The organism is Pseudomonas sp. ENNP23 (assembly GCF_001728945.1).
GTDB classification, from domain to species: domain Bacteria; phylum Pseudomonadota; class Gammaproteobacteria; order Pseudomonadales; family Pseudomonadaceae; genus Metapseudomonas; species Metapseudomonas otitidis.
Genome location: NZ_LYSP01000019.1, coordinates 34094 through 48516, shown reverse-complemented (window position 1 = coordinate 48516; position 14423 = coordinate 34094). Strand labels below are relative to the sequence as shown.

Annotated in this window: 14 protein-coding genes; 10 read left to right on the top strand and 4 right to left on the bottom strand. The window is 69.0% G+C overall.

All coding sequences use genetic code 11. The features are described from left to right. Window positions 1-165: 165 nt before the first annotated feature. On the bottom strand, window positions 166-2421 hold the full coding sequence (locus A9G05_RS12690) for a heavy metal translocating P-type ATPase (RefSeq protein ID WP_139131144.1): 2256 nt from the start codon (window positions 2419-2421) through the stop codon (window positions 166-168). Window positions 2422-2492: 71 nt separating this feature from the next. On the opposite strand from A9G05_RS12690, the gene cadR reads away from it, so the two are divergent. Continuing rightward, window positions 2493-2960, top strand: coding sequence for a Cd(II)/Pb(II)-responsive transcriptional regulator (gene cadR, locus A9G05_RS12685; protein WP_069561327.1), 468 nt, complete (start codon window positions 2493-2495; stop codon window positions 2958-2960). A 61-nt stretch (window positions 2961-3021) separates the two neighbouring features. Here cadR and A9G05_RS12680 read toward each other — a convergent pair whose 3' ends face one another. Both A9G05_RS12680 and A9G05_RS12675 read right to left on the bottom strand, forming a co-directional pair. Next, window positions 3022-3798 carry an OmpA family protein gene (locus A9G05_RS12680; protein ID WP_069561326.1) on the bottom strand — a complete coding sequence of 259 codons (777 nt, stop codon included), beginning with the start codon at window positions 3796-3798 and terminating at the stop codon, window positions 3022-3024. Between the two features lie 35 nt (window positions 3799-3833). Further along, a complete protein-coding gene (locus A9G05_RS12675) occupies window positions 3834-4244 on the bottom strand; it encodes a DUF4398 domain-containing protein (RefSeq protein ID WP_069561325.1) in 411 nt (136 codons plus the stop codon). A gap of 292 nt (window positions 4245-4536) precedes the next feature. On the opposite strand from A9G05_RS12675, the gene ppc reads away from it, so the two are divergent. The 8 genes from ppc to A9G05_RS12635 all read left to right on the top strand — a co-directional run bounded on the left by ppc (window position 4537) and on the right by A9G05_RS12635 (window position 12530). After that, on the top strand, window positions 4537-7176 hold the full coding sequence (gene ppc / locus A9G05_RS12670) for a phosphoenolpyruvate carboxylase (protein WP_069561324.1): 2640 nt from the start codon (window positions 4537-4539) through the stop codon (window positions 7174-7176). A 157-nt stretch (window positions 7177-7333) separates the two neighbouring features. Beyond that, complete coding sequence (gene adk, locus A9G05_RS12665) at window positions 7334-7981, top strand: adenylate kinase (protein ID WP_069561323.1); 648 nt, start codon at window positions 7334-7336, stop codon at window positions 7979-7981. Window positions 7982-8068: 87 nt separating this feature from the next. Then, on the top strand, window positions 8069-8749 hold the full coding sequence (gene tsaB, locus A9G05_RS12660) for a tRNA (adenosine(37)-N6)-threonylcarbamoyltransferase complex dimerization subunit type 1 TsaB (protein WP_069561322.1): 681 nt from the start codon (window positions 8069-8071) through the stop codon (window positions 8747-8749). Window positions 8750-8878: 129 nt separating this feature from the next. Further along, window positions 8879-9226: a hypothetical protein gene (locus A9G05_RS12655; RefSeq protein ID WP_069561321.1), complete on the top strand. Its 348-nt coding sequence runs from the start codon at window positions 8879-8881 to the stop codon at window positions 9224-9226. Continuing rightward, entirely contained in the window at window positions 9226-10086 is an 861-nt protein-coding gene (locus A9G05_RS12650; protein ID WP_069561320.1) for a DUF72 domain-containing protein, read from the top strand. Before A9G05_RS12655 ends, A9G05_RS12650 begins: the two co-directional genes overlap by 1 nt. An 83-nt stretch (window positions 10087-10169) precedes the next feature. After that, on the top strand, window positions 10170-11000 hold the full coding sequence (locus A9G05_RS12645) for an isocitrate lyase/phosphoenolpyruvate mutase family protein (RefSeq protein WP_069561319.1): 831 nt from the start codon (window positions 10170-10172) through the stop codon (window positions 10998-11000). A 14-nt stretch (window positions 11001-11014) separates the two neighbouring features. Further along, on the top strand, window positions 11015-11692 hold the full coding sequence (locus A9G05_RS12640) for an extensin family protein (RefSeq protein ID WP_083265725.1): 678 nt from the start codon (window positions 11015-11017) through the stop codon (window positions 11690-11692). A gap of 55 nt (window positions 11693-11747) precedes the next feature. After that, entirely contained in the window at window positions 11748-12530 is a 783-nt protein-coding gene (locus tag A9G05_RS12635) for a class I SAM-dependent methyltransferase (RefSeq protein ID WP_069561317.1), read from the top strand. Between the two features lie 51 nt (window positions 12531-12581). On the opposite strand, the gene A9G05_RS12630 is transcribed toward A9G05_RS12635, so the two are convergent. Further along, window positions 12582-13223 carry a TetR/AcrR family transcriptional regulator gene (locus A9G05_RS12630; protein WP_069561316.1) on the bottom strand — a complete coding sequence of 214 codons (642 nt, stop codon included), beginning with the start codon at window positions 13221-13223 and terminating at the stop codon, window positions 12582-12584. 95 nt (window positions 13224-13318) lie between these two features. On the opposite strand from A9G05_RS12630, the gene A9G05_RS12625 reads away from it, so the two are divergent. Then, a complete protein-coding gene (locus A9G05_RS12625) occupies window positions 13319-14422 on the top strand; it encodes an efflux RND transporter periplasmic adaptor subunit (RefSeq protein ID WP_069561315.1) in 1104 nt (367 codons plus the stop codon). Window position 14423: the final 1 nt, after the last annotated feature.

Sequence of the window (14423 nt, the reverse complement as noted above, 5' to 3'; positions counted from 1 at the left end):
TAGGGTGGGTCGGGCGGCGTTCCGCTTCAGCCCACCGCTTTTCAGTGGCTTGAAGCACCAGAATGACCCGGCGCCATTCCGGGCCCGCTGTTTCTATGGAGCCACTGCTCCCCGGGTGAAGCCCGGGCTACGTGAGCTGCGCCGCAGCCGGGCGATGCCGCTCCTCTACTTCACGCCGCGCAACAGCCGCAGGCCGTTGAACACCACCAGCAGGCTCGCGCCCATGTCGGCGAACACCGCCATCCACAGGGTGCCTTCGCCCATCAGCGTGAGTACCAGGAACACCGCCTTGATGCCCAGGGCGAGGGCGATGTTCTGCACCAGCACCGACCAGGTCCGGCGCGACAGGCGGATGAACTGCGGCAGCTTGCGCAGGTCGTCGTCCATCAGCGCCACGCCGGCAGTCTCGATGGCGGTGTCGGTGCCCGCCGCGCCCATGGCGAAACCGATGTCGGCACGGGCCAGGGCCGGTGCGTCGTTGATGCCGTCGCCGACCATGCCGACCCGCTTGCCGCCGGCCTGGCACTCGCGAATCGCCGCCAGCTTGTCTTCCGGCAGCAGGTTGCCGCGCGCCTCGTCGATGCCCACCTGGGCAGCGATGGCCGCAGCGGTGTGGGGGTTGTCGCCGGTCAGCATCAGGGTGCGCACCCCCAGTTGGTGCAGTTCGGCCACCGCTTCACGGCTGGTCTCGCGCACGCTGTCGGCCACGGCGAAGAGCGCCAGCGGGCCCTGTTCGTCGAGCAGCACGATCACCGTCTTGCCCTGGCGTTCCAGCACATCCAGGCGCGCCTCCAGTTCGGGTGAGCACAGGCCCAGCTCCTCCACCAGGCGGTGGTTGCCCAGGTGGCAGGTGTGACCGGCGACCTGGCCGCGCACGCCGCGGCCGGGCAGGGCGGCTTGCTCGTCCACCTCCAGCAGGGCGACGCCGTCGGCCTCGGCAGCGCGGGCGATGGCCTGGGACACCGGGTGGTCCGAGCGGGCGGCCAGGCTGGCCGCCAATTGGCGCGGGTCGTGGCCCGGCAGGTCGCGCAGGCGTTCGTGGTCGGTCTGGGTCGGCTGGCCGTGGGTCAGGGTGCCGGTCTTGTCGAGGGCGACCCAGGCGAGCTGGCGGCCCATTTCCAGGAACACCCCACCCTTGACCAGCACCCCGCTGCGCGCTGCGGCGGCGAGCCCGCTGACCAGGGTGACCGGCGTGGAGATCACCAGGGCGCAGGGGCAGGCGATCACCAGCAGCACCAGGGCGCGGTAGATCCAGTCCAGCCACAGCCCGCCCAGCAGCAGCGGCGGCACCACAGCAGTGGCGACGGCGATGAGGAACACCACCGGGGTGTAGACGCGGGAGAAGGCGTCGACGAAGCGCTGGGTCGGCGCCCGCGCGCCCTGGGCTTCCTCCACGGCGTGGATGATGCGCGCCAGGGTGCTGTCGCCCGCCGCGTGGGTGACGCTGTATTCCAGCTCGCCCTCGCCGTTGATGCTGCCGGCGAACAGGCTATCGCCCGGCTCCTTCTCCACCGGCAGGCTCTCGCCGGTGATGGGCGCCTGGTTGACGCTGGAGCGGCCGCGCAGCACTTCGCCGTCCAGGGCGATGCGTTCACCGGGGCGTACCCGCACTCGCGCACCGACTTCCACCTCGCGCGAAGAGAGCGCCTGCCAGGTGCCGTCCCGCCACACGGTGGCCTGTTCCGGCGCCAGGTCCAGCAGGCCGCGGATGGCGTTGCGCGCCCGTTCCAGGGAGCGCGCCTCGATCTGCTCGGCGATGGCGAACAGCACGCTGACCATGGCCGCTTCCGGCCACTGGCCGATCAGCATGGCGCCGGTGACGGCGATGCTCATCAGCGCGTTGATGTTGAGGTTGAGGTTCTTCAGCGCGATCCAGCCCTTGCGGTAGGTGGGCAGGCCGGCGGTGAGAATGGCCAGCACTGCCAGCCCGGCTTCCAGCCAGCCCGGGCCGATGGAGAACCACTCGCAGGCTTCGGCCGCCAGGGCGGCGACGCCGGCCAGGGCCAGCGGCCACCAGGGCTTGCGGCGCTCGGCCGGTGCCGGCTCGCCAGCCTCCAGGGGTTCGGCCTGCATGCCGAGCTGAGCCACCAGTCGCTGCAGCGGCGCCAGGTCGACGAAGCGGTGGCGGACCTTGAGCACTCGCTGCATCAGGTTGAATTCCAGGGCCTCGATGGCCGGGACCTTGCCCAGGGCATCGCGCAGCAGGCGCTCCTCGGTGGGGCAGTCCATCGCCTCGATGCGCAGGCTGCTCCAGCGTGCTTCGCCGAGGGTGGCGTCCGGGGCGTGCAGCGCCGGCGCGGGGCCCGCAGGCTGATGGTCGTGGTCGTGGTCGTGGTCGTGGTCGTGATGGTCGTAGGCTGTCTTCGGCCTGGCTGTGGCCGCACGTCCGTGGTTGTGGTTGCAGCAATTGTCCTGGCTCATGGCGGACTCCATTGACGGTACGGGCGTCATTGCACACCCTGTAGCAACTACAGAGTCAAGGAGTGCTGTTCATGAAGATCGGTGAACTGGCCCGGCTGACCGAATGCCCGGTGGAAACCATCCGCTACTACGAGCGTGAGGGCCTGCTGCCCGAGCCCGCGCGCAGCGAGGGCAACTACCGCCTCTATACCCAGGCCCATGTGGAGCGCCTGGCGTTCATCCGCCATTGCCGCTCGCTGGACATGACCCAGCAGGAGATCCGCGAGCTGCTGCGCCTGCGGGACAACCCCGAGGCCGATTGCGCGGTGGCGAACCGGCTGATCGACGAGCACATCCACCACGTCGAGGTACGCATCGCCGAGCTGCGCGCCCTGCAGGACCAATTGCGGGATTTGCGCGCCCAGTGCCAGGGCGCCGGCAGCAGCGAGTCGTGCGGCATCCTGCGGGAGCTGGAGCAGCCGGCACCGCCCAGCGTGGTGTCCGAAGCCTGCGCCGAGGCGGGGCACCTGCATGTGCCGGGGGTGCATGGGCGGCATTGAGTGAAGGCCGTTGCATGAAGAAGCCCGCCATCAGGCGGGCTTCTTCATGGGCGCGGTGTCTTCAGAGGGCGCGGGGCGTGACCGGGCCGGGGCCGTTGGCGATGGTCACCTCGACCCGGCGGTTCAGCGCGCGGGAGGAGGGCGAGTCATTGCTGGCCACCGGGTAGTCCTTGCCGAAGCCGTGGGTGGTGACGCGGCTCGGGTTCACGCCCATGGCCACCAGCGCGCGGCGCACGGAGTCGGCGCGGGCCTGGGACAGTCGCAGGTTGTGGTCGACGGTGCCGGTGTTGTCGGTGAAGCCTTCGATCACCACCTGGCGGTCCGGGTTCTGGGTCAGGTAGGTGCCCAACTGGCGCACGCTCTGCATGCCGTTGGGGGTCAGTTCGGCGCGGTCCACTTCGAACAGCACGTCGCCCAGGGTCACCACCTGGCCACGGTCGGTCTGCTTGGCCTTGAGCTGGTTGAGCAGCACGTCCACCTGCTGGTTGCGGGCGTCCAGTTGGGCCTGGGTGCGTTGTGCCGGCGCCTTGGCCAGGGCCTCTTCGGCGGCCTTCTGCTTGATGGTCTGGCGGGCCAGTTCGATGCGCTGGTTGGTCAGGTAGGCCAGGTGATCGACCTGCACTGGCTCCTGCTTGTCGGCGTAGGCCTGCTCGGCACGGCTGAGCATGTCGCCGGCTTCCTTGGTTTCGAGGGCGGCCAGGCTGTTGGCCTGGGGCTCGGCCTGCAGTTGGGAATAGTTGCTGCGGGCCTGGTCCAGGTTCGGGTTCGGCTTGGAGGCGCAGGCCACCAGGGCCAGGCTCAGCACGGAAAGGGCGGAAACGCTGATCAGCTTGTTCATGGGGATCATCCTTATCTGGGTTCGGAGGCCGGGGTTCAGTGCACCAGGATCGGGGTGCGCGAGCCCTCTTCACGGATCTGCTGGACACCCTGGTGGGCGTCGTCCAGCACCTTCTCGGCCTTCACTGCCAGCGCCTTGCGCTCGGCCACGCGGGCATCCCACTCGGCCTGCTCGGCAATGCGGCGGGCCTCGTCGTAACGCTCGTCGCGCATCAGGCGCTCGGCCTGGTCGAGCTTGTCCTGGGCGGTCTTCATTTCAACCGGGGCGTACTGCGGAGCGCCGGCATCGACCGCGCTCTTGACCACGGTGTTGGTGACGGCGAACTGTTCGGTCGGCGGGTTGCCGGTGCAGCCGGCGAGCAGGGCGGTAGCGCCCAGGGCCAGCACGGCCATCACTGTTCTCGGATTCGCTACAGCAGCACGCTTTTTCATCATGTTCAGCTCCATTGGTGACCTCGGCCCGGTGGGGCCTCATGGCTACTTTCCTGCCAGATGCGCGCCAATGAATACCTATTGGCGCCGGATAGCCGCTTTTAGGCGGCGTTTTCCGAATGACCTGGCTTATGGGGTGTGACTGGCTGCCTGTCGAAAATGTTCAAGAAAATTTACGAGGCAGGGTCACAGCCCTTGACCGCAGCGAGCCGGAGCGCAGGTGCCGCGTGGTAGGGCGGCGGTCTTGCCAGTGCTGCCTGGCGTGGGCACTCTGGAGCCTCCTTGCCCTTTACCGGAGAGGCCTGCCATGGCGGAGATCGACCCGCGCCTGCGTGAAGACGTCCACCTGCTCGGCGAACTGCTGGGTGACACCATCCGTGACCAGTGGGGCGATGCCTTCCTGGAGAAGATCGAGCGCATCCGCAAGGGCGCCAAGGCCGCGCGCCAGGGCGTGGCAGAAGGGCGCCAGCGGCTGGAGGCGTCCTTCGCCGACCTCACCACCGATGAACTGCTGCCGGTGGCCCGTGCCTTCAACCAGTTCCTCAACCTGGCCAACATCGCCGAGCAGTACCACCGGGTACGCCGCCAGGCACCGGGTGAGCCGCTGGCGTTCGAGCAGCGCGTGTTGCCGGAACTGCTGCAGCGCCTGCGTCAGGCCGGCCACGCCCCCGATGCGCTGGCCCGCCAGGTGGCGACGCTGGACATCGAGCTGGTGCTCACTGCCCACCCCACCGAGGTGGCGCGGCGGACGCTGATCCAGAAGTACGACGCCATGGCAGCGCAACTGGCCCGTCTGGACCATGACGACCTCACCGATGCGGAGCGCGAGTCCGTGCACCTGGCGTTGCGCCGGCTGATCGCCGAGGCCTGGCACACCGACGAGATCCGCCGCCAGCGGCCGACCCCCGTGGACGAGGCCAAATGGGGCTTCGCGGTGATCGAGCACTCCCTCTGGCAGGCGCTGCCCAACGTGCTGCGCAAGGCCGACCAGGCGCTGTTCTCCGCCACCGGCGAGCACCTGCCCCTGCGCGCCGCGCCCGTGCGCTTCGCCTCGTGGATGGGCGGCGACCGCGACGGCAACCCCAACGTCACCGCAGCAGTCACCCGCCAGGTGCTCCTGCTGGCCCGCTGGATGGCGGCCGACCTGTACCTGCGGGACGTCGATCACCTGGCAGCCGAGCTGTCCATGCAGCGCGCCAGCGATGAATTGCTGGCGCGCGTCGGCGGCGAACAGGCCGAGCCCTATCGCGCCTTGCTCAAGCAACTGCGCGAGCGCCTGCGCGCCACCCGTGCCTGGGCCCAGGCCGCGCTGGACGGCGAGCGGTTGCCCGGCACCGACGTGCTGCAGGACAACGAGGACCTGCTGCAACCGCTGGAACTCTGCCACCGCTCGCTGCATGCCTGCGGCATGGGGGTGATCGCCGACGGCGCGCTGCTGGATTGCCTGCGCCGTGCGGCCACCTTCGGCCTGTTCCTGGTGCGCCTGGACGTGCGCCAGGACTCGGCCCGCCACCGCGCCGCCCTGGCGGAGATCACCGACTACCTGGGGCTGGGCGACTACAGCCAGTGGGACGAGGACACGCGCCTGGCCTTCCTCCAGCGCGAGCTGGCCAATCCGCGCCCGCTGCTGCCGCCCCATCACCAGCCCGGCGAGGACACTGCCGAGGTGCTCGCCACCTGCCGTGTGGTGGCCCAGGCGCCGGCGGCGTCCCTCGGCTCCTACGTGATCTCCATGGCGGGGGCACCTTCGGACGTGCTCGCCGTGCAACTGCTGCTGAAGGAGGCCGGGCTGCAACGGCCGATCCGCGTGGTCCCGCTGTTCGAGACCCTGGCGGACCTGGACAACGCCGCACCGACCATCGACCGGCTGCTGGGCCTGGCGGACTACCGCGCGCGTCTCTGCGGCCCGCAGGAAGTGATGATCGGCTACTCCGATTCGGCCAAGGACGCTGGCACCACCGCCGCCGCCTGGGCCCAGTACCGTGCCCAGGAAGCGCTGGTACAGGTGTGCGCCCGGCATGGCGTCGAACTGCTGCTGTTCCATGGCCGGGGCGGCACGGTGGGGCGCGGCGGCGGTCCGGCCCATGCGGCCATCCTGTCGCAGCCGCCGGGTTCGGTGGCGGGGCGTTTCCGCACCACCGAGCAGGGCGAGATGATCCGCTTCAAATTCGGCCTGCCGGATGTGGCCGAGCAGAACCTCAACCTCTACCTGGCCGCCGTGCTGGAGGCGACCCTGCTGCCGCCGCCGGAGCCCGAACCGGCCTGGCGCGAGGCCATGGACCGGCTGGCCGCCGACGGCCTGGCCGGCTACCGCGACGTGGTGCGCGGGCACCCGCTGTTCGTCGAGTACTTCCGCCAGGCCACGCCCGAACAGGAGCTGGGTCGGCTGCCCCTGGGCAGTCGGCCGGCCAAGCGCAGGGCCGGCGGCATCGAGAGCCTGCGGGCGATTCCGTGGATCTTCGCCTGGACCCAGACGCGCTTGATGCTGCCGGCCTGGCTGGGCTGGGAGCGTGCATTGCAGGGGGCGCAAGCGCGCGGCGAAGGGCCATTGCTGCAGCGCATGCGCGAGGGCTGGCCGTTCTTCGCCACCCGCATCGACATGCTGGAGATGGTCCTGGCCAAGGCCGACGCGCCGATCGCGGCGCTCTACGACGAGCGTCTGGTGGAAAACGGCCTGCGTCCGCTGGGTGCGCATTTACGCGACCTATTGTCGCAGGCCTGTGCGTCGGTACTGCGCGTGACCGGTCATTCCGAGCTGCTCGCCCTCAGTCCGGAGACCCGCGAGGCGATCGGCGTGCGGAACATCTACCTGGACCCGCTTCATCTGCTGCAGACCGAGCTGCTGGCCCGTTCCAGAGCGGCTGGAAGCCGGGTGGAGGACCCCCTGCAACTGGCCCTGCTGGTGAGCGTGGCAGGCATCGCCGCGGGCCTGCGAAACACCGGCTAGAGGGCCTTTGGCTCCGACTTTCGACGGCTTGTGCGCTATAGGGGTGCTGTGTATCTTGAGCAACCTTTTGGCCGCTCGAAGACGCCGAAACCGATACTGAGATTGGCCCCACGAGGCGAATCCGAAGACTTCAAAACAATTCTTGAGGAGCACATCGATGCGCGTGATTCTGCTGGGGGCGCCCGGTGCCGGCAAAGGTACCCAGGCTGGTTTCATCACCAAGAAATTCTCCATCCCGCAAATCTCCACCGGCGACATGCTGCGTGCCGCCGTGAAGGCCGGTACCGAGCTGGGCCTGAAGGCCAAGAGCGTGATGGATGCAGGTGGCCTGGTGTCCGACGACCTGATCATCAACCTGGTCAAGGAACGCATTGCCCAGCCCGATTGCGCCAACGGCTTCCTGTTCGATGGCTTCCCGCGCACCATTCCCCAGGCCGAGGCCATGAAGGAAGCAGGCGTGAGCATCGACCACGTGGTCGAGATTGCCGTCGATGACGAGGAGATCGTTCAGCGCATCGCCGGTCGCCGCGTTCACGAGGGCAGCGGCCGCGTCTACCACGTCGTCTACAACCCGCCGAAGGTCGAGGGCAAGGACGATGTCACCGGCGAAGATCTGGTGCAGCGCAAGGACGACACCGAGGAGACCGTGCGTCATCGCCTCTCCGTGTACCACTCCCAGACCAAGCCGCTGGTGGACTTCTACCAGAAGCTGTCGGCCGCCGAAGGCACGCCGAAGTACAGCGCCGTCGCCGGCGTGGGCAGCGTCGACGAGATCACCGCCAAGGTGTTCGCCGCCCTGTCCTGATCCTTCGCGATCAGCCCGACCAACGGCCCGCTTGCGGGCCGTTGGCGTTTATAATGCGCGCCTTTTTTCGCTCACCTGGATGCCCCGATGACCACCCTGCTGGCCCTGGATACCGCCACCGAAGCCTGTTCCGTCGCCCTCCTGCATGAAGGGCGCGTGCTCAGCCATTACGAGGTGATCCCCCGGCAGCACGCCCAGCGCCTGCTGCCCATGATCCAGGACCTGCTGGGCGAGGCGGGGGTCGCACTGTCCGCCGTGGATGCCATCGCCTTCGGCCGTGGCCCGGGTGCCTTCACCGGGGTGCGCATCGCCATCGGCGTGGTCCAGGGGCTGGCGTTCGCCCTGGAGCGCCCGGTACTACCGGTTTCCAACCTCGCGGTGCTGGCCCAGCGCGCCCACCGGGAGCAGGGCGTGACCCAGGTGGCCGCCGCCATCGACGCGCGCATGGACGAGGTCTACTGGGGCTGCTACCGCCTGGAAGCCGGCGAGATGCGCCTGGCCGGTGTCGAGGCGGTCCTGCCGCCTGAACAGGTGGCGCTGCCGCGCGATGCAGCGGGCGACTGGTTCGGCGCCGGCACCGGCTGGGGCACCTACGGCGAGCGCCTGGCGGTGCCGATCCAGGGGCGCGACGCGGCCCTGCTGCCCCATGCCCAGGACCTGCTCGCCCTGGCCGGTTTTGCCTGGGGCCGTGGCGAGGCCGTTGCCGCCGACGCGGCGCAACCGGTGTACCTGCGTGACAACGTGGCCACCCCCAAGGCGCCGCTCTGAGGGGAAACGTCGGCGGTCGCCATGGGCGACGGCCGGTATGGCCGGACGTCCGCGCCGATTGAAAAACACCCGGCGCCCGGCTAGATTCCACACCATTCACGCCCACCCTCGGGACAGCAGACGCTCGCAATGCGCATCGACGGTTTCACCTCTTCCATCTCGCTGGACCGCAGCCCTCGCCAGGGCAGCGCGACCACTGCTTTCCGCGAGGTGCAGCGCGAGGTCGAGTCGCGTCGTGACGTCCCGTCCACTCCCGCCAATACCCAGGGCTTCGAGCAGGTCGCTCAGCCGCGCAAGGTGGAGGCGAGCAACGCCAGCAGCGATGCCCTGCCGGCGCGCCTCCAGGACCTGCAGCAGCCCGTCGCTCGCAACCTCAGCAACCGGGCCTACCTGGCCATTGCCAGCTACAGCACCACGGCCAGCTTCGCCTCCGAAGGCGGTGCGCCGGAAGTCCTCGGGCTCGACCTCTACGCCTGATGCTGCCGTACTTCCTCGGCTGCCCGTCCTGGAACGAGCCAGCCTGGCGCGGTTCCCTCTACCCTGACGATGTCCGCCCGGCGGAAACCCTGGAGCACTACGCCCGGGTGTTCAACGCCGTCGAGGGCAACACCACCTTCTACGCCCGTCCCGCGCCTGCCACGCTGCAGCAGTGGGCCGAGCGGATGCCGGAGGGCTTCCGCTTCTGCGCCAAGCTGCCCCGGGACATCAGTCACGAAGGCGACCTGCGTGACAAGGTCGAGGCCACCCAGGCTTTCCTGCACCTGCTCGAACCGCTCGGCGGGCGGGTCGCGCCGCTCTGGCTGCAATTGTCGGCAAGCTTCGGGCCGCTGCGGCTCGGCGAGCTGGCAGAGTGGCTCGACAGCTTCTCCCACCGCGCCATCGCTGTGGAGGTGCGCAACAACGCCTTCTTCGCCCGGGGCGAGGAGGAGAAGGCCCTGAACCGCCTGCTCCATGAGCGTGGTGTGGAGCGCATCTGCCTGGATTCCCGGGCGCTGTTCGCCTGTGAATCCGACGACCCCGCCGTGCGCCACGCGCAATCGAAGAAGCCGCGCGTACCGGTGCGCCCGGCAGCCTTCAGCCGCGCCCCGCAGGTGCGCTTCATCGGTGGTCCCGATCTGGACGCCAACCAGGTGTGGCTGGAGCCGTGGCTGGACAAGGTGGCTGGCTGGATCGAGGAGGGCCTCACGCCCTATGTGTTCCTGCATACCCCCGACAACCACCTGGCTGCCGCCCAGGCCAGGCGCTTCCATGACGGCCTGATGGGGCGTCTGCCGGGCCTGCCCGCCCTGGCTGAACCCGAGGTGGCGCCGGCGGTTGAGCAGTTCGCCCTGCTCTGATCGCCGGGCACTGTGTGTATCTGTCCGCTCCCGTTCCCCTGGGGTAAGGTCGGGCCTCCCCGCCTTCGATGGAGCGACCCCCCATGACTGACCAGAGCCAACGCGCCCGAGACTTCGCCGCCCTGCACCAGGGGCCGGACCTGGTGGTCCTGCCCAACCCCTGGGATGCCGGCTCCGCCCGCATGCTCGCGCATCTGGGCTTCAAGGCCCTGGCCACCACCAGCGCCGGTCTGGCCTTCTCCCTCGGGCGGCGGGATGCGGAAGGGGCGGTGAGCCGGGAAGAGGCCCTGGGCAACGCCCGCGCCATCGTCGAGGCCACACCGCTGCCGGTGGCGGCCGACCTGGAGAACGGCTACGGCGACAGCCCCGAAGCTTGCGCCGAGACCCTGAGGCTGGCGGCGGAAGCCGGTCTGGTCGGTGGCTCCATCGAAGACGCCAGCGGCCGGCCAGAGGCGCCCATCTACGATGCCGGGCTGGCCCTGGAGCGTATCCAGGCAGCGGCTGAGGCCGCGCGGGCACTGCCTTTCCCCTTCACTCTCGCGGCGCGGGCAGAGAATTTCCTGCATGGCCGGTCGGACCTGGACGATACCCTGCGCCGCCTGGTGGCCTATGCCGAGGCCGGCGCCGATGTGCTCTATGCCCCTGGCCTGACCACCCGCGAACAGATCGCCGAGGTGGTGGCCGCCGTTGCTCCCAAGCCGGTCAACATCCTGGTGGGCTCGCCAGCGCTGGCGTTGACCCTCGACGAACTGGCCGCGCTGGGCGTGCGTCGGGTCAGTCTGGGCTCCAACCTGGCGCGGGTGGCCTACGGGGCGTTCTTCGAAGCGGCGCGCCAGCTCCACGGGCATGACCTGTCCGCTGCCCAGCAGGCGATGCCGTTCGACCGGATCAACGCACTGTTTCCCCCGCAATGAGCCGACGTGGGCGAATGCTGGGGGGCCTCGTCCTCGCGCTGGTGCTGCTGCCGCTGGCGGTGAGGCAGGGCTGGATCGAGGTGCCCCCGCGCTGGAACCCCTGGGCCCCGCTGGACGTGCGTGAGCCACCGAACCTGCTGACGTCCTTCAAGCTGATGCGCCTGCAGGCCGACCCCCGGCTCTGCAAGCAGGCCCTGGACAGCGCGGGGATGCGCTACCAGACGGTGCCCGACAGCGTGCCGGCCCCGGGCTGCCCGGTGGAGAACGCGGTGCGTGTGAGTGCGTCCGGCGTGCGCTTCAGCAGCAGCTTCCTGGCCACCTGCGAAGTGGCGGTGGGTTGGGCGCTGTTCGAGCGACACGGCCTTCAACCGGCCGCCCGCGAAGTGTTCGGCCAGCCGGTGGCGCGGGTGGACCACCTGGGCAGCTTCGCCTGCCGCAATATCGGCACCAGTCAGCGCCGCAGCCAGCACGCCTATGCCAATGCCCTGGACATCGCCGGCTTCCAGTTGGCCGATGGTCGGCGCATCAGTGTGGCCCGAGACTGGAGCGGTCAGGGCGATGCCGCACGCTTCCTGCGCCAGGCGCACCAGGCTGCCTGCGACACCTTTCACGTCACCCTGGGGCCGGACTACAACGCCGCCCACCGTGACCATTTCCACCTCGACATGGGGCTGTTCCGCCGGTGCCGCTGACCCGGGGTGGGTGGCTCTGGCAAAATGCCGCCCATTCGATTCGATGGACCCCCTGATGAACGACGAGCAACAAACGGCCCGGGTGAGGGTCGAGGCCCTGGCGCCTCACCTGGAGGCCGAGGCTCGGGCCTGGGCCGAGCGCCTGAGCCTGCCCCTGAACGGCGAAGCGGACTTCGCCCTGCAACTGGGCGACGACGGCCTGCAACTGGTGGAACTGGTGCCGGGTGCGCCCGGCCCGGTACGGGTGGATTTCGTTGAAGGGGCTGCGGCGCACCGGCGTCAGTTCGGTGGCGGGGCAGGGCAGATGATCGCCAAGGCGGTGGGCATCCAGCCGGGTATTCGGCCTCGGATGCTGGACGCCACGGCGGGGCTCGGGCGCGATGGCTTCGTGCTCGCCAGCCTGGGCTGCGAAGTGCACCTTATCGAGCGCCAGCCGCTGGTGGCGGCCCTGCTGGAAGATGGCCTGGCCCGCGCTGCGCGTGATCTCGACGTGGCCCCCATCGCCGCCCGCCTGCACCTGCTGACCGGCAATGCGATCACCCGCATGGCCGAGTGGACGGACGAGCCGCCCCAGGTGATCTACCTCGATCCGATGTTCCCGCACCGGGACAAGAGCGCCCTGGTGAAGAAGGAAATGCGCCTGTTCCGCCCCCTGGTGGGGGATGACCTGGACGCCCCGGCGCTGCTGGCTACCGCTCTGGACCTGGCCACCCATCGGGTGGTGGTGAAGCGCCCCCGCAAGGCGCCGATCATCGAGGGGCCGAAGCCGAGCTACGCCCTGGAAGGCAAGTCCAGCCGCTACGACATCTACCCGAAGAAAGCCCTCGCCAAGGGCTGAGTGCGAATGCCTTTGGGGGGGGCCGCCGGCCTTTTTCTGCTCGCCTGGGTCTCAGGCCTCGACCCGGTAGGCCTTGAGGAACAGGCCTACCACTTCCTGCACGTGCTGCTCGGCACCTGGTCCTTCCAGTGCGGCGCAACAGCCGATCAGCAGGCGGAAGTTGTGCCCGCCCTTGATCAGGCAGAAGAAGTGCTCGGCGGCGTTCAACGGCTTGTCGATGTTCAGCTTGCCGGCGTCGTTGGCGCGGGCCAGCAGGCGCTCCATCTCGTTGAGGATGCGCTGTGGGCCGGCGTCGAAGAACAGCCGCGAGAGCTTCGGGTCCTGTGTGCCCAGCGCCACCATCAGGCGGTGCAGTTCGATGGACTCGCGGCTGTTGATCAGCGCGTGGAAGCCCCGGCCGATGTTCAGTAGCACGCTTTCGATGGTGCCTTCATGGGGCAACTGGAACAGCAGCTCCGGCAATTGCTCCTCGCACTTGGCCTTCACCGCAGCGGAGAACAGTGTCTCCTTGTCGGTGAAGTGGCTGTAAACCGTGAGCTTCGAGACCCCGGCTTCCGCGGCGATAGCGTCCATACTGCTGCCGTCGTAGCCCTTGCTGAGGAACAGCGATTTCGCCGCCTCGAGGATCGCTGCGCGTTTCGCCGGGTCCTTCGGGCGCCCCGGGCCGATGCTCTGCAAAGAATTGTCTGACATTTTCTCGTTAATACTGGACTGGTGAGTTCGCTATTTTTACTATACCGGGCAGTATAAATATTCAAAAAACCTTACGTCGCGAAAGGTCATTCACCATGCACCGCCATGCCCTGTCCCTCGCTCTGCCCGTGTCCCTGTCCCTTCTCCTTGGTGCCTGTGGCAATGGTGAAAGCGCGCAGCCTATCATCCGCCCGGCCATGGTGGTGCAACCTCAACCCGCGGCGGACGCCGTGGACACCTACGCCGGCGAGGTTCGCGCCCGCTATGAACCGGACCTGGCCTTCCGCATTGGTGGCAAGATCACCCGCCGGTTGGTGGAGGTGGGGGACCGGGTGAAGAAGGACCAGCCCCTCGCCGAGCTGGACCCGCAGGACGTGCGCCTGCAACTGGAAGCGACCCGCGCCCAGGTGGCCGCCGCCGAAGCCAACCTGCAACTGGTGCGCGCCGAGCGTGATCGCTACCGCACGTTGCTGGAGCGCAGGCTCATCAGCCAGTCGCAGTTCGACAACGTCGAGAACCAGTACCGCGCCGGCGAGGCGCGGCTCAAACAGATCAAGGCCGAGTACAACGTCGCCAGCAACCAGGCGGATTACGCTGTGCTGCGCGCCTCCCAGGACGGTGTGATCGCGTCCCGCCGTGCCGAGGTGGGCCAGGTAGTGGCAGCCGGGCAGACGGTCTTCAGCCTGGCCGTCGATGGTGAGCGCGAGGTGCTGATCAGCCTGCCCGAGCACGCCATCGACCGCTTCAAGGTGGACCAGCCGGTGGCGGTAGAGCTGTGGTCCCAGCCGGGCAGCCAGTTCCCTGCGCGCATCCGTGAACTGGCGCCGGCGGCGGACCAGCAGTCGCGCACCTTCGCCGCGCGGGTCGCTTTCACCGCCGGTCAGGTGCCGGCGGAGCTGGGCCAGAGCGCCCGCGTCTACGTGAAGGGCGTGGGGGGCGAGAGTCTCTCGGTGCCGCTGTCGGCGCTTACCGCCGAGGCCGGGACCCCGTTCGTCTGGGTAGTCGACCCTGCCACCTCCACCCTGGTGCGGCGTACCGTGCATGTCGGCCCTTATGGCGAGGACAGGGTGCCGGTGCTGGACGGGCTGAAGGCCCAGGACTGGGTCGTCGCAGCCGGCGTCCAGGTGCTGCGCGAGGGGCAGCAAGTCCGCCCCGTGGACCGCGCCAATCGCGCGGTCAAGCTGGTGGCCAAGGAGTAAG